At 60.8% G+C, this 25,732-nt stretch carries 25 protein-coding genes; 12 read left to right on the top strand and 13 right to left on the bottom strand.

From position 1 onward, the window contains the following. The first annotated feature begins 7 nt into the window (after positions 1-7). From AB4O08_RS15005 to AB4O08_RS14960, 10 genes are all read left to right on the top strand, one after another. Complete coding sequence (locus tag AB4O08_RS15005; RefSeq protein ID WP_010207051.1) at positions 8-2,437, top strand: TonB-dependent siderophore receptor; 2,430 nt, start codon at positions 8-10, stop codon at positions 2,435-2,437. Between the two features lie 63 nt (positions 2,438-2,500). Then, positions 2,501-3,604, top strand: coding sequence for a PepSY-associated TM helix domain-containing protein (locus AB4O08_RS15000; protein WP_042571455.1), 1,104 nt, complete (start codon positions 2,501-2,503; stop codon positions 3,602-3,604). After that, positions 3,601-3,777 carry a hypothetical protein gene (locus AB4O08_RS14995; protein WP_010207054.1) on the top strand — a complete coding sequence of 59 codons (177 nt, stop codon included), beginning with the start codon at positions 3,601-3,603 and terminating at the stop codon, positions 3,775-3,777. Before AB4O08_RS15000 ends, AB4O08_RS14995 begins: the two co-directional genes overlap by 4 nt. A 129-nt stretch (positions 3,778-3,906) precedes the next feature. Beyond that, complete coding sequence (locus tag AB4O08_RS14990) at positions 3,907-4,935, top strand: Rossmann-fold NAD(P)-binding domain-containing protein (RefSeq protein ID WP_042571454.1); 1,029 nt, start codon at positions 3,907-3,909, stop codon at positions 4,933-4,935. 8 nt (positions 4,936-4,943) lie between these two features. Then, entirely contained in the window at positions 4,944-5,705 is a 762-nt protein-coding gene (locus AB4O08_RS14985) for a transporter substrate-binding domain-containing protein (protein WP_010207056.1), read from the top strand. A gap of 65 nt (positions 5,706-5,770) precedes the next feature. Beyond that, the gene (locus AB4O08_RS14980; protein ID WP_106119472.1) at positions 5,771-6,490 is read left to right on the top strand and encodes an ABC transporter permease; all 720 of its coding nucleotides are present in this window, start codon (positions 5,771-5,773) and stop codon (positions 6,488-6,490) included. Further along, positions 6,487-7,197: an ABC transporter permease gene (locus AB4O08_RS14975; RefSeq protein WP_010207058.1), complete on the top strand. Its 711-nt coding sequence runs from the start codon at positions 6,487-6,489 to the stop codon at positions 7,195-7,197. Before AB4O08_RS14980 ends, AB4O08_RS14975 begins: the two co-directional genes overlap by 4 nt. A 107-nt stretch (positions 7,198-7,304) precedes the next feature. After that, the gene (locus AB4O08_RS14970; protein ID WP_010207059.1) at positions 7,305-8,030 is read left to right on the top strand and encodes an amino acid ABC transporter ATP-binding protein; all 726 of its coding nucleotides are present in this window, start codon (positions 7,305-7,307) and stop codon (positions 8,028-8,030) included. A 79-nt stretch (positions 8,031-8,109) separates the two neighbouring features. After that, on the top strand, positions 8,110-8,727 hold the full coding sequence (locus tag AB4O08_RS14965; RefSeq protein WP_010207061.1) for a helix-turn-helix transcriptional regulator: 618 nt from the start codon (positions 8,110-8,112) through the stop codon (positions 8,725-8,727). Between the two features lie 34 nt (positions 8,728-8,761). Further along, positions 8,762-9,391, top strand: coding sequence for a glutathione S-transferase N-terminal domain-containing protein (locus tag AB4O08_RS14960; protein ID WP_010207062.1), 630 nt, complete (start codon positions 8,762-8,764; stop codon positions 9,389-9,391). Between the two features lie 94 nt (positions 9,392-9,485). Here the strand turns inward: AB4O08_RS14960 and creD are convergent, their stop codons facing one another. From creD to rloA2, 4 genes are read right to left on the bottom strand one after another with little or no spacing between them, the layout of a single operon-like run. Continuing rightward, the gene (creD, locus tag AB4O08_RS14955) at positions 9,486-10,859 is read right to left on the bottom strand and encodes a cell envelope integrity protein CreD (protein WP_010207064.1); all 1,374 of its coding nucleotides are present in this window, start codon (positions 10,857-10,859) and stop codon (positions 9,486-9,488) included. Positions 10,860-10,910: 51 nt separating this feature from the next. Then, positions 10,911-12,350 carry a two-component system sensor histidine kinase CreC gene (gene creC, locus AB4O08_RS14950; protein ID WP_010207066.1) on the bottom strand — a complete coding sequence of 480 codons (1,440 nt, stop codon included), beginning with the start codon at positions 12,348-12,350 and terminating at the stop codon, positions 10,911-10,913. Continuing rightward, on the bottom strand, positions 12,350-13,018 hold the full coding sequence (gene creB / locus AB4O08_RS14945) for a two-component system response regulator CreB (protein WP_010207068.1): 669 nt from the start codon (positions 13,016-13,018) through the stop codon (positions 12,350-12,352). Before creB ends, creC begins: the two co-directional genes overlap by 1 nt. A 9-nt stretch (positions 13,019-13,027) precedes the next feature. Next, positions 13,028-13,528, bottom strand: coding sequence for a retropepsin-like aspartic peptidase RloA2 (rloA2, locus tag AB4O08_RS14940; protein WP_010207070.1), 501 nt, complete (start codon positions 13,526-13,528; stop codon positions 13,028-13,030). Positions 13,529-13,699: 171 nt separating this feature from the next. On the opposite strand from rloA2, the gene AB4O08_RS14935 reads away from it, so the two are divergent. Further along, entirely contained in the window at positions 13,700-14,587 is an 888-nt protein-coding gene (locus tag AB4O08_RS14935; protein ID WP_010207071.1) for an acyltransferase, read from the top strand. Here the strand turns inward: AB4O08_RS14935 and AB4O08_RS14930 are convergent. Continuing rightward, positions 14,584-15,156, bottom strand: coding sequence for a DUF2780 domain-containing protein (locus tag AB4O08_RS14930; protein ID WP_010207073.1), 573 nt, complete (start codon positions 15,154-15,156; stop codon positions 14,584-14,586). The genes AB4O08_RS14935 and AB4O08_RS14930 overlap by 4 nt on opposite strands. Before the next feature lie 136 nt (positions 15,157-15,292). Here AB4O08_RS14930 and AB4O08_RS14925 point away from each other — a divergent pair, with 136 nt between their 5' ends. Continuing rightward, positions 15,293-15,751 carry an anti-sigma factor domain-containing protein gene (locus AB4O08_RS14925; RefSeq protein WP_338423616.1) on the top strand — a complete coding sequence of 153 codons (459 nt, stop codon included), beginning with the start codon at positions 15,293-15,295 and terminating at the stop codon, positions 15,749-15,751. 75 nt (positions 15,752-15,826) lie between these two features. Here the strand turns inward: AB4O08_RS14925 and fdhA are convergent, their stop codons facing one another. From fdhA to AB4O08_RS14885, 8 genes are all read right to left on the bottom strand, one after another. Beyond that, positions 15,827-17,026, bottom strand: a complete 1,200-nt coding sequence (fdhA, locus tag AB4O08_RS14920; protein ID WP_010207077.1) for a formaldehyde dehydrogenase, glutathione-independent — start codon at positions 17,024-17,026, stop codon at positions 15,827-15,829. Positions 17,027-17,221: 195 nt separating this feature from the next. Continuing rightward, entirely contained in the window at positions 17,222-18,079 is an 858-nt protein-coding gene (gene purU, locus AB4O08_RS14915; RefSeq protein WP_005792124.1) for a formyltetrahydrofolate deformylase, read from the bottom strand. 10 nt (positions 18,080-18,089) lie between these two features. Next, positions 18,090-18,722, bottom strand: a complete 633-nt coding sequence (locus AB4O08_RS14910) for a sarcosine oxidase subunit gamma (RefSeq protein ID WP_010207081.1) — start codon at positions 18,720-18,722, stop codon at positions 18,090-18,092. A 123-nt stretch (positions 18,723-18,845) separates the two neighbouring features. Further along, positions 18,846-21,863, bottom strand: a complete 3,018-nt coding sequence (locus tag AB4O08_RS14905; protein ID WP_010207082.1) for a sarcosine oxidase subunit alpha — start codon at positions 21,861-21,863, stop codon at positions 18,846-18,848. Beyond that, positions 21,860-22,162: a sarcosine oxidase subunit delta gene (locus AB4O08_RS14900; RefSeq protein WP_010207083.1), complete on the bottom strand. Its 303-nt coding sequence runs from the start codon at positions 22,160-22,162 to the stop codon at positions 21,860-21,862. Before AB4O08_RS14900 ends, AB4O08_RS14905 begins: the two co-directional genes overlap by 4 nt. 15 nt (positions 22,163-22,177) lie before the next feature. Continuing rightward, on the bottom strand, positions 22,178-23,428 hold the full coding sequence (locus AB4O08_RS14895; RefSeq protein ID WP_010207084.1) for a sarcosine oxidase subunit beta: 1,251 nt from the start codon (positions 23,426-23,428) through the stop codon (positions 22,178-22,180). A gap of 22 nt (positions 23,429-23,450) precedes the next feature. Further along, positions 23,451-24,704: a serine hydroxymethyltransferase gene (glyA, locus tag AB4O08_RS14890; protein ID WP_010207085.1), complete on the bottom strand. Its 1,254-nt coding sequence runs from the start codon at positions 24,702-24,704 to the stop codon at positions 23,451-23,453. Positions 24,705-24,955: 251 nt separating this feature from the next. Continuing rightward, positions 24,956-25,684, bottom strand: a complete 729-nt coding sequence (locus tag AB4O08_RS14885) for a TraX family protein (RefSeq protein ID WP_252958967.1) — start codon at positions 25,682-25,684, stop codon at positions 24,956-24,958. Positions 25,685-25,732 lie beyond the last annotated feature (48 nt).

Here is a 25,732-nt window from a genome sequence, read left to right as displayed (position 1 = left end):
CCGCCCTATGTCCCGCACGCTAGACACCTTGTTGCGCCCCAGCCTGTTAGCCATGGCGATTGCCCTCAGCGCCCCGCTGGCCAGCACCTCGCTGATTGCCGCCGAGCAGGCGTCCAGCGTGCGCACCTACAACCTGCCGGCGGCACCACTGGCCACGACCCTGAACCAGATCGCCAGCCAGGGCGGCCTGGCACTGACCCTCAGCCCGGCATTGGCGTCAGGCAAGACCTCGGCGCCGGTCCAGGGCCAGTTCGATGCGCCGGCTGCGCTGCGTGAAGCGTTGAGGGGGACTGGGTTGCAGTTGGAGCAGAGCAGTGCCGGGACGTACTCGTTGGTGCCGGTGCCGGAGGGGGTACTCGCATTGCCTACCACCAACATCACGGGCCAGGACAGCTATGAAAGCGCCTGGGGGCCGGTCGACGGCTACCTGGCCAAGCGCACTGCCGCCGGCACCAAGACGGACACTGCACTGGTCGAGGCACCCCGTTCGATTTCCGTCGCCACCCGCGAGCAGATGCAGGACCGCAACGTCCAGAACCTGGATGACGCGGTCAAGTACATGCCCGGCATCGTCTCCGCCAGCTATGGCAGCGACACCCGCTACGACTGGATGCGTGTGCGCGGCTTCGAACCGACCCAGTTCCTCGACGGTCTGCCACTGCCGCGTGGCGTGTACGCCAACCCGAAAGCCGAAACCTGGAACCTTGACCGCCTCGCCCTGCTGCGTGGCCCGGCCTCGTCGGTGTACGGCCAGACCCCGCCGGGCGGTCTGCTGGATATGGTCAGCCGCCGCCCCAGCGCTGAATCGAGCAATGCCGTGCAGGTGCAATACGGCAGCGACAACTATCGCCAGATCAACTTCGCCAGCACCGGCAAGATCGATGATGAAGGCCAGTTCCTCTATGGCCTCAGCGGCGTGGTGCGCGATGCCGGCACCCAGGTCGACCACATCGACAACAAGCGCTACAACATTGCGCCAAGCCTGACATGGAATATCGATAACGATACCAAGCTGACCTTCCTGTCGCAGTTCACCCGCGACGATACGGGCGCGACCAGTCAGTTCCTGCCAATCGTGGGCACCAAGATCAAATCGCCGCTGGGCGATGTGTCCCACCACAAGAACCTGGGCGATCCGGACTACGAGTTCTACGACCGTACCTATTACGCGCTGGGTTATGCCTTCGAGCATCGCTTCAACGATACCTGGCAGTTCAGGCAGAACCTGCGTTACACCAAGTCGGAGTTGTCGTTCCAGCAACTGACTGTCGGTGCCTATGCCTATTATCCGGTTGACGCGGCAGGCAATATCGACCGCACCTCAACAAACGTTGACGAAAACATCGGCCAATTCGCGGTCGACAACAACTTCCAGGCCGACTTCTCGACCGGTGATGTCACCCATACCCTGCTATTGGGTCTGGACCACCAGCGCACAGACACTTCTTACCTGTCTATCTACGGCAGCGCCGGGCGTGTGAACATTTTCAACCCCGTCAACACGACACCAGTCGTGCGCCCCGCACGCGCCGACGCCTACTACGACTACAACCAGAAAACTGTACAAACCGGCCTCTATGTTCAAGACCAAATGGCTCTGGACAACTGGCGCCTGACCCTCGGCGGACGGGAAGACTGGGTGCATCAAGGCACTACCTACTTCAATAAAAAAGACGTGACCAACACTGACCGAAGCAAAAACTTCAGTGGCAACGCAGCGTTGAGCTATGTGTTCGACTCAGGCTTTGTGCCGTACTTGTCCTACGCTGAATCTTTCCAGCCAGCGAGCAACGCCAGCGTGGACCCGCTCAAGTCGTACAAACCAACCGAAGGCAAGCAATGGGAGCTGGGGATCAAATACCAGCCACCTGGCTCCAACACTTTACTGAGTGCGGCGGTATACGACCTGACTCAGAAAAACGTACTCGTTACCAGCACCGGCGCAGGCGGCCAATCTGTCACCGACCAAACCGGCGAAGTGAAAGTTAAAGGCCTGGAATTGGAAGCGGTGTCCGACGTCACCGAGAATCTCAAGGTGATCGCCGCTTACACCCTGGCCAAATCCGAAGTGCAGAAAGGCGAATTCAAGGGCAACCGCCTGCAACTGATGCCCAACCAGCAAGCTTCCCTGTGGACCGACTACACCTGGCACACAGGCGTACTGGACGGTTTCGGCATCGGCTTCGGTGCCCGCTACACCGGCAACACCTACGGCGACCAGGGCAACACCTGGCTCGGCAAAGCCAACGCATACACCGTATTCGACGGTGCGGTGCATTACGACTTGGGCCGACTCGACAACACCCTCAAAGGCGCCTCGATCAAACTCAACGCCACCAACCTGTTCAACAAGGACTACATTTCCACCTGTGACGGTTCCTACTGCTACTTCGGCGACCAACGCAGCGTCGTCGCCAGCGCCACCTATCAGTGGTAATCGGCTGAGTTAACCACCAGGCCGCCCCCGTGGGCGGCTTTGGTGTGTCTGAAGGTTGAACAAATGAAAAGCAAAACCATCCGCCGCTGGTCCTTCATCCACACATGGACCAGCCTGATCTGCACGGTATTCCTGCTGCTGCTCGCCCTTACCGGCTTGCCGTTGGTGTTTCACCATGAGATCGACCATCTGCTGGGCAACGAGCCGGAATTGGCGTACATGCCTGCCGACACGCCGCAGCTCAACCTGGAGCAACTGGTCAGCGCCGCACAGGCTCATCGCCCTGGCGACGCCATGCAATACCTGGCCTGGGACGAAGACGACAAAAACGGCGTGATCGCGATCATGGCCGCCACCGCTGGCACCGAACCCAACTCGTCGCACACCTTCATGCTCGATGCGCGCACCGGTGAAGCCGTGGAGATGCCATCGGCCAACGGCGGGTTCACGATGGTTCTGCTGCGCCTGCACGTGGACATGTTTGCCGGTCTGCCGGGCAAGTTGTTGCTGGCATTCATGGGCATTCTGTTTGTGGTCGCGATTATCTCGGGCACCGTGCTGTACCTGCCATTCATGCGTCGCTTGAAGTTCGCCACCGTACGCCAGGACAAATCCACCCGCCTGCGCTGGCTCGACCTGCATAACCTGATCGGCGTGGTCACTCTGACCTGGGCACTGGTCGTCGGCGTGACCGGTGTGATCAGCGCCTGCGCCGACCTGATCATCGCCGCCTGGCGCCAGGACAGCCTCAGCGCGATGATCGAACCGTACAAACATGCTCCACCCCTGAGCCAGCGCGCTCCGGCCACCGAACTCCTGAGTATCGCCGCCAAAGCCGCACCTGGCATGCAGCCGGACTTTATCGCCTTCCCCGGCACGCGCTTTTCCAGTGAGCACCATTACGCGGTCTTCATGAAGGGCAGCACCCACCTGACCTCGCACTTGCTCACACCCGTGCTGATTGACGCCAGCACCCTCGCCGTCACCGCCATCGCTGAACGACCGTGGTACATGGACGCCATGGGCATGTCCCAGCCGCTGCACTTTGGTGACTACGGCGGCATGCCGATGAAGATCCTGTGGGCGACGCTGGATGTGCTGACCATCATCGTGCTCGGCAGCGGGGTTTATTTGTGGATCGTGCGGCGCAAGGCGGGCAAGGCATGAAGCCTAGGCAATCGAATTTCTGGAAGGTATTTGGTATTCCGCTGGGGATCGGCCTGTTCACGGCGGCAGGGTTGTTCGCGGCGTTGCTGGGAGACGGGTTGTGGGATTCGCTGAGTTGGCTGGGGCTTGGGATCCCGGCAGCCATTGCGCTGTGGGGAGTACTGCGCCGATGAGCGGTGAGCGTTGTAAATCGTGCCCAGCAATAATTAGACATTAATAATAAATTACACAAACAGTCCAAGCAGGCTTAATCTCGCCCCAAGGTCACACATCCTGTGCCGCCGACCTGCGGGGCAACACCCATGACTCTCCCCATCTATAGCCTTACCGAGTTGCGCACGGTGCTGAAGCGCGACGACATGCTGCGCGTGGTACGCGACGCCTGCATTCAGCATGCCCAAGACAACATCATCAGCGCCAAGTCCGGCGAATTGATGTTCCAGGAGCCTCCGGGGGACTGCCATATCCGGCTTGGCTATTTTCGGGGAGGGCAAACCTTCGTGGTCAAACTGGCCATGGGGTTCTATGAGAACCCCTCCAAGGGGCTGGAAACCAATAACGGGCTAATGCTGGTCTTCAGCTCACAAACCGGCAAGATCGTTGCCCTTCTCAACGACCAAGGCTGGTTGACCAGTTGGCGCACCGCCGCGGCCGGGGCTTTGGCGGCGAAGGCCGGGGCACCGTCACACATCACCGCACTGGGTATTCTCGGCACCGGCCATCAGGCCGAACACCAGGCGCAGTGGGCTGCACACCTGCTGGGGACCGATCGAGTATTCATCTGGGGACGAGACCCGACCAGAGCCACCCGACTGGCAGAGAAACTGGAGCATCACGGTTTGACGGTTTACGTGGCGGCAACGGTGGAGAAGGTGTTCGAGCACTGCAATGTCGTCATTACCTGCACGCCGTCCACTCAGCCGATCGTGCCAGTGTCTGCGGTAAAACCCGGAACCCACATCGTCGCCCTGGGCTCGGACAGCCTGGGCAAACAGGAACTTGACCCGCAAATCCTCTCCTTGGCTCGGGTCATCATGACCGACGACCACCGCCAATGCGCCGAACGCGGTGAACTGGCCCATGCCCTTCGCGCCGGGTTGATCGCCAACACCGCCGACATCTCGCTGGGGCAAGTGCTGGCCGGCAACCTCCCGGGGCGCCTCGGTGCTGACGACATCACCGTCGCCGACCTGACCGGCCTTGCCGCACAGGACATTGCCATCGCCACCCTGGCGGTCGGGTTGGTCCAGGCCATGAAGCCTGGCGATGCGAGCACCGCTACCTGCAACCAGTCCGAATCAACGCCTGAACAAACAATAACAATAGGGTAGGTATTCACATGAAAAAGCTGACGAGCACGATCACCACAGCCACGCTCTGGCTGCTCTGCACTGTCGCGGGCGCGGCACACGCAGAAACACTGCGCATTGCCAGTGAAGGGGCTTATCCGCCGTTCAATTACGTGGATTCAAACAACAGGCTGCACGGCTTCGATATCGACATTGCCAACGCCCTGTGTGAGCGAATGAAGGTCAACTGCACCTTTGTCACCCAGGACTGGGAGGGCATGATTCCCGCCCTGCTGGCGAAAAAATACGATGCGATCGTTGCCTCGATGAATGTCACCGAAGAGCGCAAAAAGAAGATCGCCTTCACCAACCGCTACTACCGCACACCGCTGTCGGTCGCCGTGGCCCATGACTCAGGCATCAGCGACGCCCAGACCAACTTCAAAGGCCTGACAGTGGGTGCCCAGTCTTATTCGACACAAGCCATCTACGCCGAAGAACATTACGCCGAGGCCGGCGCCACGGTGAAGCTCTACCCCTCCCAGGACGAGGCCGCCAGTGACTTGGCAGCCGGGCGCCTGGACGGCGTCATCGCCGACAAATATCCCTTGCTCGCCTGGGTCGCAGGCGCAGGCAAGGACTGCTGCACATTTCTCGGGGACATCGACGGTACCAATACTGACGCGGCCATCGCGGTGCGCCAGGGCGACGTCGAGTTGCGTGAGCGGCTAAACAAGGCGCTGGACGAAATCGTCGCCGATGGCACCTATAAGAACATCTCCAGACGCTACTTCGCCTTCGATATCTATTGACCTGCGGGGCCCGGGCGCTGGCTTCGGGCTCACGTGCAGGCCAAATTTCGCGAGAGGGTTCTGGCATGCTCGAACAACTGTCACTGTTATCTTTCGCCAACGGCGGCTGGGGCTCGGCGCTTCTGGCCGGAGCCTTGGTCACCATCACCCTGGCACTCGCCTGCATCCCGCTCGGTTTACCATTGGGCCTGTTAGTAGCCCTGGCGGCGAGGTCCAAGCGACGCTGGCTACGGACGGGGGCGACGGTATTTTCCACAGTGTTCCGTGGGCTGCCCGAACTACTGACCTTGTTGATCATTTATTACGGCTGCCAGATTGCCGCACAAAGCATGCTCGCAGCCATGGGCTACCAAGGCGAAGTCACGATCAACACCTTCGTCGCGGCCATGATTGCCTTCAGCCTGGTGTTTGCCGCGTTTTCCAGCGAGGTATGGTTGAGTGCCTTCAAGTCCCTGTCCAAGGGGCAATTCGAGGCCGCGACAATGCTGGGCTTGCCCAAGGGTACGACCCTTCGCAAGGTGGTCCTGCCACAACTGACGCGCATTGCCTTGCCCGGCCTGTCGAATAACTGGCTGTCGCTGCTCAAGGACACGTCCCTGGTTTCAACCATCTCCCTGGTCGACCTTATGCGTCAGACCAGCCTGGCGGTCAGCGTGACCAAAGAACCGATGCTGTTCTACGCCGTGGCCTGTTTCGGCTATCTGTTTTTCTCGGCGTTGTCCGGCCGCGTGTTCAATTTTCTCGAACGATATTTCAGCCGCCACCAACTGAGTGCCAAGCCATGAATATCGAGAGCCTGTTGAGTGCGCTGCTCAACCTGGAACTGTTCGAACGTTACGCCCCGCGTTTTATCGACGGCTTGCTGGTCACCGCAAAACTGGTGGCCATCTCCTTTAGCCTCGGCGCACTCCTGGGCCTGCTGCTTGCCCTGGGACGATTGTCGAGCAACCGTTGGCTGCGCGGCATCACTGGCACCTATATGTACTTCTTTCGCGGCTCCCCGCTGCTCGCACAACTGTTCATGCTGTATTACGGCCTGGGGTCATTCAAAAGCTTCTGGCAAGACGTAGGCCTCTGGTGGTTCTTCCGGGACGCCTGGCTCTGCACGCTGCTGGCCTTCACCCTCAATACCGCAGCCTATCAAGCCGAGATCATGCGCGGCGCCCTGACAGCCGTCGCACCAGGCCAACGCGAAGCGGCGCAAATGCTTGGCCTTTCGCGTTGGGCCACCTTGCAAAAGGTCATCCTGCCGCAGTCGTTACTGGTGGCCGTCGGGCCGCTGGGCAACGAGCTGATCCTGATGATCAAGGCCAGTTCCATTGCCTCGCTGGTGACCCTCTACGACCTGATGGGCGTGGCCAAACTGGCGTTCTCACGCAGCTTCGACTTCCAGATCTACCTTTGGGCGGCGGTGTTGTACCTGGCGATCGTCGAGGTCGTCAGACGCACGCTTAGACGCCTTGAACGGTCACTGAGCAAGCACATCGGGTAGTCAGGCTTCAACATTCCCAACACTGCGGTCCAGAGGGTAAGCCAATGAATTCGAGCATCACCGCTCCAGACAGTCTCTGCCTTCCAGCCCTGCCAACGCGAGAGTCCGTGGTGCAAATCAGTGGATTGAACAAATGGTATGGCAACTTCCAGGTACTTCACGCCATTGACCTCACCGTCAGCCAAGGTGAACGCATCGTCCTGTGCGGGCCATCCGGCTCAGGAAAATCGACCTTGATTCGCTGCATCAGCCGCCTTGAAGTCGCAGATAGCGGGGTTATCCGCGCCTTGGATGCCGACCTCGGAAAACCATCGCCAGCCCGACATAAAGCGCTGCGCGAGATTGGCATGGTGTTTCAGAACTTCAACCTGTTCCCCCACATGACGGTCCTGCAAAACTGCACACTGGCCCCGATGTCGGTTCGCGGTTTCTCACGCAAGCGTGCTGAAGCGCACGCACGGCACTTTCTGGACAAGGTCGGTATCGAAAACCAGGCGAACAAGTACCCCAGTCAACTTTCAGGCGGGCAGCAGCAGCGCGTGGCCATCGCCCGGGCGTTGTGCATGGAGCCGAAAATCATGCTGTTCGACGAACCCACCTCGGCACTCGATCCGGAAATGGTCAAGGAAGTGCTGGACGTCATCGTCACATTGGCCGACACCGGCATGACAATGCTGTGCGTTACCCACGAAATGGGCTTCGCGCGCCAGGTTGCCGAGCGAGTGTTGTTCCTCGATGCGGGACGTATTGTCGAAGACCTGCCCCCGGAGCAATTCTTTACCGCCCCCAAGAGCGACAGGGCTCAAGCTTTCCTGGCGCAGATCCACCACTGAGGGCCGCGCCAACGCACCTGTCAAAGGTGTGGCCGACTCCGTACAATCGTTGCCTCCACCTACCTGTGCTTGGATCGCCATGGCCAGTATCGCCTTCATGAACGCAGCGGCAGACGGCATCGCTGCTCTGCTTTTCCCCGACCTGGAAGCGGTGGTTCACGATGTCCGCAGCGGCTTGATCGTGCACATCGCCAATGGTTTCTCCAAGCGCAAGGTCGGTGACGCATCGCTGATTTGTGACCTTCCGGACCTGGCCCCAGGGCTGGATGTCCTCGGGCCGTATGAGAAAGCCGGCCCCAACAACCGTACGCTACGTTCGATTTCTATCGTTGCCCGCTCGGAGAGCGGCGAAATCGTTGCACTCCTGTGCCTGAACTTCGATGTCACGGCGTTATCGCAGGTGCAAAAGCTACTGAGTGGTTTCGCTGTGGGCCTGCAGCCCCAGGCGCGCCCCGCCCCCTTGTTTAGCGCTGACTGGCGGGAAACACTCAACGACATCGTCGAAAAGATCTCCGTCGAACACTGCGTGCGGCGAGGTGATTTCGGGCGCACCGAAATCATGCTTGTCCTCATACAAGCGCGAGCCAATGGGCTGCTGGACATCCGCAACTTCGTCGATTATTTCGGCGAGTACTTCGAGATCTCCCGAGCGACGGTTTACAACTACTTGAAAGCCATCCCGCAAGAAAACAACTGAACACAGGCCCTACAGCCTTTTCCGAGGAATGCCCATGTCCGCTCCCAGCATGACCTTGTTTCACAACCCCGCTTCACCGTTCGTTCGTAAGGTTCGCGTGCTGCTGGCTGAAACCGGCCAGCAGGGCCGCGTAGCCCTGCATGGCTGCATGCCGACCCCGGTCAACCCGGATGCGCAGGTGGTGCAAGGCAACCCCGTGGGCAAGATCCCGGCCCTGCGCCTGGCCGATGGCACGGTGTTGCACGACAGCCGGGTGATCCTCGATTACTTCGACCACCAGCACGTCGGCAACCCGCTGATCCCTCGCGACGGCTCAGCCCGCTGGCGCCGCCTGACCCTGGCTTCGATGGCCGACGGCATCATGGATGCCGCCGTATTGGTGCGCTACGAAACCGCCCTGCGCCCAGTCGAAAAACAGTGGGACCAGTGGCTCGACGAACAGCGCAAAAAGATCCGCCGCAGCCTGGCTGAATTAGAGACTGACGCGATTGCCGAGCTGACCAGCCACTTCGACATCGCCGCCATCAGCGTGGCCTGCGCCTTGGGTTACCTCGACTTCCGTCATCCGGATCTGCAATGGCGCGTGGATAATCCGCAGCTTGCCGCCTGGTACGCCGACGTCAGCCAGCGCCCTTCGATGCTGGAAACACAACCACCGGCTTGACTGGCTGTAACACGGTCCCCTATGGAGAGCGGGAACAGTTGGTTAATCCTTGCCACCAACCGCGCCTTGATCTGCTGATCCTCACGCAACCCGATCATTGCACCGCCTCCAGGTCAAATGCCAAAGGCTCGGCCGCCTTGCGCTTGCCCACGCCATACCAGTCCAACTTACGTGTCAGCACCATCACCGTGCCCAACAGTCCAAACAGCAGCAACGAGCCCATCAGCAACGCGTAATCCTCGGCACTCAACAGCCCGTACAACAAGCCATACAATGCTGCCAACCCCGCCGAGAAGCCCAGGCCGTGGATGATGCTGCGCAGCACATGGCACACATAGAAGCCAATCAACAACACACAGGCACTGGCAGAGATGAGGTAAGCCAGGGCGAAGCCTATGTGCTCGGACAACGACAGCAACAACAGGTAGAAAAACGCCAGCGCAAACCCCACCAACGCGTATTGGATCGGGTGCACCGCCAGACTCTTGAGCACCTCGAACAGGAAAAAGCCGGCAAAGGTCAGGGCAATGAACAGCAGTGCGTATTTGATCGCACGGTCGCTCTTGAGGTACTGGTCCACCGGGTCGATGAAGTTCACCCCGAAGCTGCGGTTGTTGAAATCATCACAGCCCTGTTTGTCCAGGCAGGTTTGCAGGGCTTGTTCGAGGTTGGTGGAGAAGAACGACGTCTGCCAGTTGGCGGTAAAACCCGTGTCGGTAATCTCGCGTTGTGCCGGCAGGAAGTTGCCAATGAAGCTGGGGTGTGGCCAGTTGGAAGCCAGCGATACCTGGCTGGTCTTGCCCACCGGCACCACTTGCAGTTGCTCGGTGCCTTGCAGACGCAGGTCGAAAGCGAAGTCCACAACGTTGGGCTTTTTGCTGTCCTGCTCCGGCAGTGTCACGTGCACGCCTTCACCCAGCCAGTCCACCTGGGAGCCCGGTTCGAACTCCAGTTGTTGGCTGCCCAGCTCCAGTTTCAGCGCGTTTTCGATACCGCGAATATCGCTGATGCCCACCGCCAGAAACGCCGGCTCAAAACGGTAATCGGCAAAGTTCTCAGCAATGCCCAATTGCGCAGGTAACTCGAAACGCCCGCTGATGCGGTTGTCGGCGTGGAACAACCGCGCCTGGTAAATGCCCCGTGCGCGCAGTTCGGTCTGCACCTTACCGTCGAGCTCAAATCGATCCGGCAGGAAATACAGACGACCGCGCTCTTCACGGGTGACTTCGTAACGTTTGTTGAGCTTTTCATTGAGCTTCCACTCGCGGACGGTCTTGCGATACGGCACCACCATCACCGGGCCGGTGAGGCGCTGGCTGTAGCTGGAACTGCGAGCAATGTCGTCCAGGACGTTATCGCGAGTGAACTGGCGATCGGCAATGATGCCGTTGATCATCAGCAACGGAATGAGCAATAACAGCATCAGCAGCGCAATCGCGCCAAGTTTGAAAAGCAGGCTGCGGTTCATGGGTCTCTCCCTGTTTTGATGGGAAGAGTCTGGGCAGCCTGTGTGGGGGATTTATGTGGGCAATGTGGAGACTGTGTGGAGATGCAGCACCACCAGCACGCCGCCGTCGACATTGCCGATCTGCAACGCGCCGCCGTGCAACTTCACAACCTCCTCGACAAAGTTGAGGCCCAGGCCGGTGCTTTTGCGCCCACTGGCCGGACGTGGCAGCGAGTAAAAGCGCTCACTCAGGCGTGGCAGGGCGTAGTCGGGAATCGGTGCGGCCTGGTTGAACAGGCATACTTGCACATCGTTGTGTCGCGTCTGCGCGCTGAACCTCAACAGGCCGCCAGGCGGCGTGAAGTCCAGGGCGTTCTCCAGCAGGTTGCCCAGGGCCTGACGCAACAGGAAGGGTTCACCGTACACCTTCACCTGCGCCGCAATCGACTGCTCGACCTGCAACCCGGCGCCTTCGATCCGCGCGCATTGGGCCTTGAGTACCTCATCGACCATGGCCGCCAACGAGATACTCGCCTGCTCTTCCAGGCCCTGGCGCTGTTCGACCTGCGCCAGGTTCAGCAGGCGTTCGATCAACTGCTGCAGGCGCGCACTTTCGCTGTCGATATTGCCGACGAAGCGCTGCTGTTGCTCGCGGCTCATATCACCCTGCAACAGCTCCGCCGCGCCGCGAATCGCGGCCAATGGGCTTTTCAGTTCGTGGGTCAGGGTGTGTACGTAATGTTCGACGTAGGCCTTGCCTTCCAACTGCGTGCGCATGTGCTCCACGGCGGTGGACAGTTGCTTGAGTTCACCCCCGCGGTAATGGGGCAACTCGGCACGCCGCCCCTCGCTGACGGCCTCGGCGTAGGCGGTCAGCCGGCGCAGCGCAACGCTCAGCCACCACGACAGCAGCGCACCCAGCAGCAGGCCCAGAATCACCAAGCCCGCGCCGTACCACAGCAGGCGGCGCTCGGTGCGGTCGACGTACGGTTGCAATGAACTGTTCGGCTTGGCCACGGTGACCACGCCGATGATCTGGCCGTTGTCACGGATCGGCGCGCCCACGTGCATCACCGACGAAGTCGGGTCATCCAGCTCGCTGCGGGTGGAACGCGCACCGTATTCACCGCGCAGGGTCAGGTACACGTCATTCCATTTGGAATAGTCTTGCCCCACCGCCTCGCCCGTGGAGTCGAGCAGCACGGTGCCCTTGGCATCAGTCACGTAGATGCGGTGGTTGACCTGATTCTTCGGCAACCCCCAAATGGTCGCCCCCGGCTGACGGTTGCCGTAGGCCTTGAGCAGTTCCGGCCAGTGGCTTTGGCCGAGGGTGCCGTTCTTCACGTCATTACGCACGATCTCGGCCAGCAGGTTGGCGGTGTCTACCAGGGTTTCTTCGGTGGATTGACGCACACCGGGACGGATTTCCTTCATGACCGTGCTGAGCACAAAGTAGCCGGTCAGGCCGATGAACAGCGCATACACCAGGAAGATCCGCAGCCCCAGGCGCATCAGCTGTTGCCCGGGCTGTAGCTGTAGCCGAGGCCGCGATGGGTCTGGATCGGCTCGGCATCGGCGGCCACGCTGCGCAACTTGCTGCGCAGGCTTTTAATGTGGCTATCGATATTGCGCTCGTAGCCGGCATCCGCCGCCACACCGACGGCATCCAGCAATTGCTCGCGACTGAACACACGCTCGGGTTGTTCCAGCAGGCTTTGCAGCAGGCGGAACTCATGGCGCGTCAGGCTCAAGGGCTGGCCGCGATATGCAATTTGCATGCGCTCCAGATCAACCTGAAACACTGCCGGCGCAGCACCTGGGCCAATGCGTTTAAGGATCGCCCGGACCCGCGCCGTCACTTCCCGTGGGCTGAAGGGCTTGACCACATAATCGTCGGCGCCGATCTCCAGCCCCACCACGCGGTCGATCTCGCCATCCCGCGCACTGAGGAACATCACCGGCACTTCACTGAACCTGCGCAATTGCTTGCAGGTTTCAAAACCCGTGATATCGGGCAGGCCGATGTCGAGGATGATCAGGTCGGCGGGCGTCTGGCGCTGATGCTCCAGCGCCGCCTGACCGAGGGTCAGCCAGGTGGTGGTGAAGCCCTCCCCTTGCAGGGCGAAGATCAGCGTGTCGGCTATCGCCGCTTCGTCTTCGACAATCAGGATATGCGGCATGGTGGTCCGTCAGCAGTCCGGTTTGTCGGCAGTGTAACGACGCGCCGGGTTCACCGCTGCACCGAATTCACGCAAGGCCTTGGCGCCGATCAGCAGCGGGTAGTTAAAGCTGCTGCGGTCGGTGAGGTTGACCTCGACGGTGCGCTTGACGTTACCCAGGCACATTTCCAGGTCGATCACCGGGCGCTTGGCCACGGAGGCTTCATCCTTGTCGTCGTCTTCGTCGGCGCGACTTTTGATCTTGCTGATGCGCGACACCTTGTGTTCGTAGACTTTGTTGGAGGCATCCTTGCCGCCAAGGCGGAAGCGCACCCAGTCGTCGCCGTCACGGGTAAAGGTCTCGATGTCACGGGCCGACAGCGAAGCCGTCAGCGCACCGGTGTCCATCTTGGCCTTGAAGGTTTCACCGATCTCCGGCAACTGGATGTATTCGTAGCGACCGTAGAGGGTCGGTTCGGCGGCCATGACAGGCAGGGCAGCCAGGGCGAGAGAGGCAAGGAGCAGTTTCACGAAGTGATTTCCTCGGAAAGAAGTAGGCGGATTCTAGACCGCAAAAGCCGTCTTTAGTTAGCGTTCAACCCTAGCAGGCACATTGTGAAACATTCGTCCGACGCTTTGCGATTTGGCCTCTAGACTCAGCTTGCTTATCATGGCCCGCCCACCAGATCCCAAGAGTTGCTTATGCGCCGCCTGCTCACCGGCTGTTTTGTTTCACTGCTGCTATTGCTCAATACGCTGATTCTGATCGGCCCGTTGATGGTGTTCGCGCTGCTCAAGCTGGCGGCGCCGGGCCGCTTGCGTGACTACATGTCGTGGGCGGTGATGTGGATCGCCGAGACCTGGGCCGAGATCGACAAGCTGATCTTCTCGCTGTGCATCCCAACCCGGTGGGACATTCGCGGCGGTGAAGACCTGCGCAGCGATACGTCCTACCTGGTGATCAGCAATCACCAATCCTGGGTGGATATCCCGGCGCTGATCCAGGCCCTCAACCGCCGCACACCGTTCTTCAAATTCTTCCTGAAAAAAGAGCTGATCTGGGTGCCCTTCCTCGGCCTGGCCTGGTGGGCACTGGATTACCCCTTCATGAAGCGCTACACCAAGGCCTTCTTGGCCAAGCACCCGGAACTTGCGGGGCAGGACTTGAAGATCACCAAGGAAGCCTGCGAGCTGTTCAAGCGCCAGCCGGTGACGGTGGTCAATTACCTGGAAGGCACGCGGTTCAACGAGACCAAGCGCAAGCAGCAGGATTCACCCTTTACCCGCTTGCTCAAGCCCAAAGCGGGCGGCGTGGCGTTCGTGCTGGCAGCGATGGGTGAACAGCTGGATGCCGTGCTCGACGTGACCGTGGTCTATCCGCAGCAGCAGATTCCAGGGTTCTGGGATTTGATCAGTGGCGCGGTGCCAGAGGTGATCATTGATATCCGCACCCGTGAGCTGGATCCGGCGTTGTGGCAAGGGGATTACGAGAATGATCCGGCGTTTCGCCAGACCGTCCAGAGCTGGGTGAACCAGCTCTGGACGGAGAAGGACGCACGCATCGAGCAACTGCGCGCAGAGCGTTCTTAACTGCCGGTGCCCCAGGCCTGGGCCAGCTTGCCCAGCACCGAGCTGCTGGCGCCCTGGCCGCCCAGGTATTGCAGGATCACCGGGGCAAATTGGCCAATCATGCCACTGTCCATGCCCAAAGCGCTGAAGGCAGTGTTCAGGTCGTTGGTGTTCTTCACGTTGCCCAAAAGGCCGTCCAGGCCGCTGGTCTTGCTGCCACCGGTCTGGCCGAGCATCCCGCTCAAGGCCCCGAGGCTGCCCAATGCGTTGTTGCCCGACAATTGGTCGAGGCCCGGCACGCTATTGCCCAGTTGCGAATAATCGTTACCGCTCAGCTTGTTCTTGGCCAGGCCCAGCATCGCGCCCGTGCCGCCGACGGCTTGTTCAGGGGTGATGTTCAGTTGTGAGGTCAGTGCGCTCAACAAGCCAGCCGTCTCGGACGACGGTGCGGCAGCTGCGGCCTTGTTGTTGCCACCCTGCATGCCGGAAATGGCATTGGCCGCGTCACCAAGGCTGAAGCCTGCGGCAAACACCGGGCCGGCTGCCAGGGTCATCAGGCAGGAAAGGGCGAAACCGCGTGAAATCTTCATCGAAACAACCTCTGGGTATAGGGGTGAAAGCAGGCGTTTGACTGGGCATCCGGCACATTGTTCCGGGTCGGTCGAGGAACCCAATCGGCATACCAGGGTCCATGAAATGACTTCAAGACTTGCCAGGAACAGCCTTATGAGTGCCAGCCGCCCCCAAGTAATTGAACAAAAAACCCTATTCTGGAGCCGCCCGCGCGTGTTCATCGGCGTCTGCGTGGCCATCGTCGCCGGGCTCGGCGGTGCGCTTTATACCCAGGACAACGTCAAATCCGCCGCGACCCTGGTGACCACCACCCAGCAGCCGGCAGCGCAGATCATGGCGCACAAGGATTACCTCGAAGTCGACCCCATTGCCACGGCGGCACCTGAACCCGACCGCAGCCTGGAACTGTGGGCCATGCCAGAAGGCAGCGCGCCGGTTTCCCTGGGGCTGTTACCGGAGGATGGCAAGGGCATCATTGGATTGAACCCGCGCCAGCAGGCCAGCATTCGCAAGCCGGTGGAATTGATGGTGAGTTCGGAAACTAAGGGTGGGTCGTTGAGCAAGCAGCCCACCGGCCCGACGGTGTATCAAGGCGCACTGGCCTACCGCTGATACTTCAAATACCACAAAACCCTGCGGGAGAGAGCTTGCCCCCCTCCCGCAGGTGGATCTTCGATAGCCTGGGGTTTATGCCGCGCTGAACAACTTATGCGGATCGATCACAAATTTCTTCGGCACACCCGCATCAAACTCGCCATACCCACGTGGCGCGTCATCCAGGCTGATCACCTGCACGCCGACGATCTCGGCAATGTTGATACGGTCCCACATGATCGCCTGCATCAGCTGGCGGTTGTACTTCATCACTGGCGTCTGCCCAGTGTGGAAGCTGTGGGATTTGGCCCAGCCCAGGCCGAAACGAATGCTCAGGCTGCCCATTTTCGCGGCGGCATCGACAGCACCTGGATCTTCGGTGACGTACAAGCCAGGGATACCGATCTTGCCGGCCACGCGCACCACGCCCATCAATGAATTGAGCACGGTGGCCGGTGCTTCGGCCTTGACGCCGTCGTGGCCGTGGCCGCGGGCTTCAAAACCTACGCAGTCGACGGCGCAGTCCACTTCCGGCTCGCCGAGCAACGCGGCGATCTGTTCGTGCAGCGGGGTATCGGTGGACAAGTCGACCACTTCAAAGCCCTGCCCCTTGGCGTGCGCCAGGCGGATAGAGTTGACGTCGCCGATGATCACCACCGCTGCGCCCAACAGGCGGGCTGAAGCCGCAGCGGCCAAGCCCACAGGGCCGGCACCGGCAATGTAAACGGTGCTGCCTGGGCCCACGCCCGCTGTGACGGCGCCGTGGTAGCCCGTCGGGAGAATGTCGGACAGGCACGTCAGGTCGCGGATTTTCTCCATGGCCTTGTCGCGGTCCGGCAGTTTCAGCAGGTTGAAGTCGGCATAGGGCACCAGCACGTATTCGGCCTGGCCGCCGGTCCAGTCGCCCATGTCGACATAGCCGTAGGCGCCGCCGGCACGGGCCGGGTTGACGGTCAGGCACACGCCGGTGTGTTGTTCTTTGCAGGAGCGGCAGCGGCCGCAGGCTACGTTGAACGGTACGGAAACCAGGTCGCCGATTTTCAGGTTCTCGACGTCGCTGCCCTTCTCGATCACTTCACCGGTAATTTCATGACCGAGCACCAGGCCGGTCTGGGCAGTGGTGCGGCCGCGTACCATGTGTTGGTCGGAGCCGCAGATGTTGGTGGAAACCACGCGCAGGATGACGCCGTGCTCAATCTTCCTGCCACGGGGGTCCTGCATTTTGGGATAGTCGATTTTCTGTACTTCGACCTTGCCGCTGCCGAGATACACGACACCACGATTACCAGACATGCTTTCACCTCGCTGTTGTTTTTATGGAACTGCGTTGCCCGTTGGGTGGGCAGCGCGTTTAAGTGCTCGGGTACAGATGCTGTTTTTGCGTTGTTAGTAAGGACCTCATCACGGGCAAGCCCGCTCCCACATTTGATCGGGTTCCAACCTTGAAATGCGGTCGAATGTGGGAGCTGACGTGCCTGCGATAGCGATCTAAAGAACGACCGTGCGATTGGCGTTGAGAAACACCCTTCGCTCAATGTGATACCCCACCGCCCGGGCCAGTGTCAGCCCTTCAATATCCCGTCCCTTGGCAATCAAATCCTCGGGATAGTGGCTGTGATCCACCACTTCCACGCCCTGGGCAATGATCGGGCCTTCGTCCAGGTCGTTGTTGATGTAATGCGCCGTGGCGCCGACCAACTTCACGCCCTTGTTGTACGCCTGGTGATACGGCTTGGCGCCCTTGAACCCCGGCAGCAACGAGTGATGAATGTTGATGGCCTTGCCATCCAGCTTGCGGCACAGCTCCGGCGACAACACTTGCATGTAGCGCGCAAGGATCACCAGTTCCGCGCCGGTGTCTTCCACCACCTGCCACACTTGACGCTCCTGGGACGGTTTGTCGTTGGGGTCGAGGGGGAAATGGTAGTAGGGAATCTGGTGCCAGTCGGCCAAAGGTTTGAGATCGGGGTGGTTGGACACCACCGCCACCACGTCCATCGACAGTTGGCCGATGCGCTGGCGGTACAGCAGGTCGTTCAGGCAGTGATCGGCCTTGGAGACCATGATCACCACTTTTGGCCGGTAGTTCGGCGCCGTCAGCTCGAAGATCATGCCGAAGGCTTCACCCCGGGTGGCCAGGCCATCACGAAAGGCCTGCTCGTCAAAACCGTCGGGCTGGCGGAACTCCACGCGGATGAAGAACCGGCCCGACAGCCGGTCATCGAACGAGTGGTGCTCAGTAACGTAGCAACCCTGCTCGAACAGGTAGCGGGTGACCGCGTCCACCGTGCCGAGCACGCTGGGGCAGTCGGCGGTCAAAATCCATGTATCGGGTGCGCGGCTCATGGGGTATTCCTCAGGCTTGGACGCTCAGGCCAAATTCGGCAGATGCATCCTGCAACCACAACCACCAGTAATCCGAGAAGCTGCGACGGATCAGCAGTTCCCAGGTATCTTCAGCCGTGTGGCGGATCACCAGTTGCGACTTGGCGAACACCGTGCCCACCGCCTTGCCCACCGGGAAGTTGTTGGGGTGCACGTCGTAGCTGGTGGACTTCATCAGCACGTCACGCACGTTCGGGCCGCTGAGTTCAAGAATCTGCTGGCCGCCGCTGACGTTGACGATCTGGATATGCAAATCACCCAGGGCGGCACGCAGGTTTTGCTCGGCGGCAAATTCTTCACCGCTTGGCACGATCAGCAGCCACTCATCCGGGCCGAGCCATTGCAGGCTGGTTTCGCCTTTGACGATGACTTGCAGGGCCCCTGGAAGCTCAATGCCGAGAGCTTTGTGCACGCCGGCGGCGAAGGCTGCATCGTGGCCATCACCGCGAAGGGTCAGGTGGCCCAGAAGCTTTTTCTCGCGCACGGTCACACCGGCGTTCTTGCGACCTTTGCCGACCAGGCTGGCGAGGTCGGCATGGTGCAGCGACGACTCGGCCTTGGCGCCGGTGGTGGGGCGTTGTTGGTATACGTTGGCTGCTGTCATAAAGCACCTGTTCTGAATGCTGTGGTGATTGTTCTGGCCTCATCGGGGGCAAGCCCCCTCCCACATTTGCAACGCATTGCGCTGTGGGAGCTGGCTTGCCTGCGATGCAGGCGACTCGGTGCATCAGATGTTCTGGCGATCGCCTTTCGGGTCGAAGAACACCGAAGACACAATCTCCGCCTCGATCACGCTGCCATCCGCTTGCGGTGAGAACACCCGCTCGCCAATGCGCTTCAAGCCGCCCTTCACCACTGCCATCGCGAACGAATAGCCGAGGGAGTTGTGGGCATAACTTGAGGTGACGTGACCCACCATCTTCATCGGAATCGACTGCTTCGGATCAAACACCAGCTGCGCGCCTTCTGGCAGCCACACGGTCGGGTCGATCGGTTTCAGGCCCACCAGTTGCTTACGCTCTTCACGCACGCAGTCTTCACGGTTCATGCCGCGCCAGCCGATCCACGAGAACGGCTTGGTACGACCGACGCACCAGCCCATGTTCAGGTCGTCCGGAGTCATCGAGCCGTCGGTGTCCTGGCCGACGATGATGAAGCCCTTCTCGGCCCGCAGTACGTGCATGGTTTCGGTGCCGTACGGGGTCAGGTTGTACTTTTTGCCGGCCTCGACGATTTTTTCCAGTACGCCCATGGCGTAGTCAGCCTGCACGTTGACTTCGTACGACAGCTCACCGGTAAACGAGATCCGGAATACGCGAGCCGGTACGCCGCCGACCAAACCTTCTTTCCAGGTCATGAACGGGAAGCCGTCCTTGTCCAGGTCGATATCCGTCACTTCCGCCAGCAGCTTGCGGCTGTTGGGGCCGGACAGGGTCATGGTCGCCCAGTGGTCGGTGACCGAAGTGAAGTACACCTTGAGGTCTGGCCATTCGGTCTGCTGGTAGATTTCCAGCCACTGCAGCACACGGGCGGCGCCGCCGGTGGTGGTGGTCATCAGGAAGTGGTTGTCGGCGAGGCAGGCAGTGACGCCGTCGTCGAAGACCATGCCGTCTTCCTTGCACATCAGGCCGTAGCGCGCCTTGCCCACGTCGAGCTTGGTCCAGGCGTTGGTGTAGATGCGGTTGAGGAACTCACGCGCATCCGGGCCTTGAATGTCGATCTTGCCGAGGGTCGACGCGTCCAGCAGGCCGACGCTGTCGCGCACAGCCAGGCATTCACGCTTCACCGCGGCGTGCAGGTCTTCACCGTTGCGTGGGAAGTACCAAGGGCGTTTCCACTGGCCGACATCTTCAAACTCGGCGCCGTTCTTCACGTGCCAGGCGTGCAGCGCGGTGTAGCGCACCGGCTCGAAGATGTGCCCACAGTGCCGGCCCGCCACTGCGCCAAACGTAACCGGCGTGTAGTTCGGGCGGAACATGGTGGTGCCCATCTGCGGGATGGTCACGTTCAGCGAGCGCGCGGCAATGGCCAGGCCGTTGACGTTGCCCAGCTTGCCCTGGTCGGTGCCGAAGCCCAGCGCGGTGTAGCGTTTGACGTGCTCGACCGACTCGAACCCTTCGCGGGTCGCCAGTTCGATGGCGGCAGCGGTCACGTCGTTTTGCAGGTCGACAAATTGCTTCGGTGCCCGTGCCGTCGGCTTGTCATGCGGCACTTGGTACACCGCCAGCGTCGGTTCTTCCAGCCGGCTCAAGGCCTTTGGCAGGGTGCCTTCCACCGGGGCAAAACCGGCTTCGCTGGCCGCGCGCACGCCGCCTTCAAAACCATCCGCCAGCGAATCGCCAAGGCCATAAACGCCGTTGATACCGCCGACACACACGCGTTTCTGCGGTGCTTCGCCCGGCACGAAACCGAGAATGTCTTCACGCCAGATCGGCTTGCCGCCCAGGTGCGAAGCCAGGTGGACTACCGGGCTGTAGCCGCCGGAGCTGGCGACCAGGTCACAGTCCAGCCATTCGCCGGGGCTGGTGACTTTATGCGCTTTCACATCGATCGCGGCCACGCGGGCGGCGGTGACGTGCTTGCTGCCACGGGCTTCGATCACGGCGCTGCCGGTGAGGATACGAATGCCTTTGGCGCGGGCTTCTTCAACCAGTGCGCCACGTGGGTTGTGGCGCACATCGGCGACGGCCACCACTTGCAAGCCTGCATCGAGCCAGTCGAGCGCTACGCGGTAGGCGTGATCGTTGTTGGTGGACAACACCAGTTTCTTGCCCGGTGCCACGCCGTAGCGGCGCACGTAAGTGGACACCGCGCCAGCCAGCATGTTGCCCGGCACGTCATTGTTGCCGTAGACGAGTGGACGCTCGCACGCACCGGTCGCCAACACCACGCGCTTGGCGCGCACACGGTGGATACGCTGACGCACCACGCCAATCGGCGCACGGTCACCAAGGTGATCGGTGAGGCGCTCGTGAATAGTCAGGAAGTTATGGTCGTGGTAGCCGTTGACGGTGGCGCGAGGCAGCAGCACCACGTCCGGCAGGGCTTTCAGTTCGGCAATGACACTGGCAACCCATTCAGCCGCCGGCTTGCCGTCGAGGCTTTCACGCGAGTCCAGCAGCGAACCGCCGAACTCTTCCTGTTCATCGGCGAGGATCACACGGGCACCGCTGCGCGCAGCGGCAAGTGCAGCCGCCAAACCGGCAGGGCCTGCGCCCACCACCAGCACGTCGCAATGACGGTTGAAGTTGTCATAGGTGTCCGGATCGTTCTCGGTCGGCGAGCGGCCCAGGCCAGCGGCCTTGCGGATGTACTTCTCGTAGGTCATCCAGAACGATTGCGGGTACATGAAGGTTTTGTAGTAGAAGCCCGGCGGCATCAGCTTGCCGCCAACCTTGCCGAGAATGCCCATCACGTCATTGTTGACGTTCGGCCAGCCATTGGTGCTGGTGGCGACCAAGCCCTGGTACAGCGCCTGTTGCGTAGCGCGCACGTTAGGGATTTGCGTGGCTTCGGTGGCGCCGATCTGCAGCACCGCGTTCGGCTCTTCAGCGCCTGCCGCGAAGATGCCGCGAGGACGCGAGTACTTGAAGCTGCGGCCGATGATGTCGACGCCGTTGGCCAGCAAGGCTGCGGCCAGTGTGTCGCCCTCAAAGCCTTTGTAGCTCTGGCCGTTGAAGGTAAACGTCAGGACTTTATTACGGTCGATCCGGCCACCGTTGGACAGGCGATTGGTCTGGCTCATACCTTCTCTCCAGAGGCCTTGGCGGTGAATTGTGGCTTCTCACCGATCTTGTAGGTTTCAAGAATTTCGTAGGTCAGGGTGTCGCGGGTCGCGTTGAAGTACTGACGGCAACCCGCCGCGTGGATCCACAGTTCGTGGTGCAGGCCACGGGGGTTGTCGCGGAAGAACATGTAGTCGCCCCACTCTTCATCGGTGCAGGCGTTCGGGTCCAGCGGGCGCGGGATGTGCGCTTGGCCGGACGCGTGGAATTCCTCTTCGGAGCGCAGTTCGCCACAGTGAGGACAGAAGATATGCAACATAGGGAATTTCTCCTGTTAGTGGGCGACGGCCGCAGCGCCGTGTTCGTCGATCAACGCACCGTTGTGGAAACGGTCGATGGAAAAAGGCGCGGCCAGCGGGTGCATTTCACCCTTGGCGAGGCTGGCGGCAAACACGTTGCCTGAGCCCGGTGTGGCCTTGAAGCCACCGGTGCCCCAACCGCAGTTGAAGAACATGTTCGGCACCGGCGTCTTGGAGATGATCGGGCAAGCGTCGGGCGTGGTGTCGACGATGCCGCCCCACTGACGGTTCATGCGCACGCGCGACAGCACGGGGAACATCTCGACGATGGCCTGGATGGTGTGCTCGATCACCGGGTACGAACCACGCTGGCCGTAGCCGTTGTAGCCGTCGATACCGGCACCGATCACCAGGTCGCCTTTGTCGGACTGGCTGATGTAGCCGTGCACGGCGTTGGACATGATCACGCTGTCGATAATCGGCTTGATCGGCTCCGACACCAGGGCTTGCAGCGGGTGGGATTCGATCGGCAGGCGGAACCCGGCGAGCGAAGCCATGTGCCCGGAGTTACCGGCAGTGACCACACCGACGCGCTTGGCGCCGATAAAGCCCTTGTTGGTTTCCACACCGATGCACACGCCGTTTTCCTTGCGGAAACCGATCACTTCGGTCTGCTGGATCAGGTCCACGCCGAGTGCGTCGGCGGCACGCGCAAAGCCCCAGGCCACGGCATCGTGACGGGCCACGCCGCCACGACGTTGCACAGTGGCGCCGAGGACCGGGTAGCGGGTGTTCTTGGAGCAGTCGAGGTACGGAATCTCGTCGGCCACTTGCTTGGCGTTGAGCAGTTCGCCGTCCACACCGTTGAGGCGGTTGGCGCTGACGCGGCGCTCGGAATCACGGATGTCCTGCAGGGTGTGGCACAGGTTGTAGACGCCGCGCTGGGAGAACATCACGTTGTAGTTCAGGTCCTGAGACAGGCCTTCCCACAGTTTCATCGCGTGTTCGTACAGGTGGGCCGACTCGTCCCACAGGTAGTTGGAACGCACGATGGTGGTGTTGCGCGCGGTGTTACCGCCGCCCAGCCAGCCTTTCTCGACCACGGCCACGTTGGTGATGCCGTGCTCCTTGGCCAGGTAGTAGGCGGTCGCCAGACCATGCCCGCCGCCGCCGACGATGACCACGTCGTAGACCTTCTTAGGGGTCGGCGTGCGCCACATCTTCTGCCAGTTTTCGTGGTGGCTGAGTGAGTGCTTGAAGAGGCCGAAGCCCGAGTAGCGTTGCATAGTCATTACTCCAAAACCGCGCTCAGCGATAAACCGGGAAATCAGCGCACAGGGCAGACACGTGCTTGGCCACGTTGGCCTCGACATCGGCGTCGCCGAGGTTGTCGAGGATGTCGCAGATCCAGCCGGCCAGTTCGATGCACTGCGGCACTTTGAAACCACGCGTGGTCACCGCCGGGGTGCCGATACGCAGGCCCGAGGTCACGAACGGCGACTGCGGGTCATTCGGCACGGCGTTCTTGTTGACGGTGATGTGGGCGCGGCCCAGGGCGGCGTCCGCCTCTTTGCCGGTGAGGCCCTGGCGAATCAGGCTGACCAGGAACAGGTGGTTGTCGGTGCCGCCGGATACCACATCGTAGCCGCGCTTGATAAACACATCGGCCATGGCCTGGGCGTTATCGATCACTTGCTGCTGATAGGCCTTGAAGCCTGGCTCCAGCGCTTCCTTGAAGCACACGGCCTTGCCGGCGATGACGTGCATCAGCGGGCCGCCCTGGGCGCCGGGGAATACCGCGGCGTTGAGTTTCTTTTCGATTTCTTCGTTGGACTTGGCCAGGATCAGACCGCCCCGTGGACCGCGCAGGGTCTTGTGGGTGGTGGTGGTGACCACATCCGCATACGGCAGCGGGTTCGGGTACAGGCCGGCGGCAACCAGGCCAGCGACGTGGGCCATGTCAACGAACAGCAGTGCGCCCACCTTGTCGGCAATCTGACGGAAACGTGGGAAATCCAGCGTCTTGGAGTAGGCAGAGAAACCGGCCACCACCATTTTCGGCTTATGCTCGACGGCCAGACGCTCGACTTCGTCGTAGTCGATCAGGCCGGTGTCGGTGTTGATGCCGTATTGCACGGCGTTGTACAGCTTGCCCGAAGACGACACTTTGGCGCCGTGGGTCAGGTGACCGCCGTGCGCCAGACTCATGCCGAGGATGGTGTCGCCGGCTTGCAGCAGGGCCAGGTACACCGCACTGTTGGCGGACGAACCGGAGTGCGGCTGCACGTTGGCGTAATCGGCGCCGAACAGTTGCTTGGCGCGTTCAATGGCCAGGGCTTCAACTTTGTCCACGTGCTCGCAGCCACCGTAGTAGCGCTTGCCCGGATAACCTTCCGCGTATTTGTTGGTGAGGCCGCTGCCTTGGGCTTCCATCACGCGTTTGCTGGTGTAGTTCTCTGACGCGATCAGCTCGATATGATCTTCCTGACGCTGCTCCTCGGCATTCATGGCCGCCAGCAGTGCGTCGTCATATCCCTGGATCTGGTCTTGTTTGCTGAACATCGCGTCTCTCCCAGCCTTTCGTATTGTTGAGGCCCGTTCAGGGGCCCTTTGATGCGATGGTAGGGCTGACGCCTCTAGATCAAATGCCTACGGACGCCACGCAAAGGTGCGTTTACGACATGGCGTGAACAACACCGAAACAAATGTGGGAATGGGCTTGTGTGGGAGCTGGCTTGCCTGCGATGCAGACACCTCGGTCTATAAGCAGAACCGAGGTGATGCCATCGCAGGCAAGCCAGCTCCCACAAGGGTTAAGCGATGATCTTGCGAACGAGCAGCAGCAGAAGGAAATGCAGGGGGTAGAGGGCGTAAGCCCAACGGCGCATGGCCGGCGGCGTGACATCTTTGGCATGTCGCAACAGGACTAATCCCGCCAACGGCGCGATCAGGCATGCGGCCAATCCCGACAACGCGACAGGCGTGCCGCTGTTAAGCAGAATCTGCCATTGATTGGCGGCCACACACACCAACCCCGGCAACACGCTGAAATACCAGGGACGACGGAACACCAGCAGCATCGCCAGCGGCAGTAATACACCAAACAAACCGAACATCAGCTGCGTGGAAAACACGGCGGCGATCGTGACGGCAATCAGCGCCAATACGCGATCAAAAAGCGCCTTCTGCTGCCATCCTCGGGCAACCAGCAGGCCCAGTGCCAAGGTCGGCAAGACGTTCAACGTATCGGCATCCTCGATAAACAGCCGATAGGGCACTTCGCTGATCAGGCTGAACACCAACAGCCAGCCCAGGTAGCGCCATTGGCCTGTCACGGGTGCGTGCCTGACCCGATGCAGATTCGCCGCAATCGCCAGGCAAAACCACGGGAACGCCAAGCGTCCCGGCACATACAGGCCGTCCAGGCTCAGCCCGACATAGCGCAGGTGGTCGAGCACCATGCTCAACAGCGCCAGCCACTTGAGCAGATCCAAAGCGCCATCACGGACATGTCCGACAGGCAGGGTTCCAGTACCGTGCATAATTCCCCAGTGACTTTGCATTTACAGTGCGTGCGCACCCGCGACAAT

This window comes from Pseudomonas sp. H3_E07 (assembly GCF_054668895.1).
Note: the sequence above shows the minus strand (reverse complement) of the source record. Positions and strands in the feature narration are given on the sequence as shown.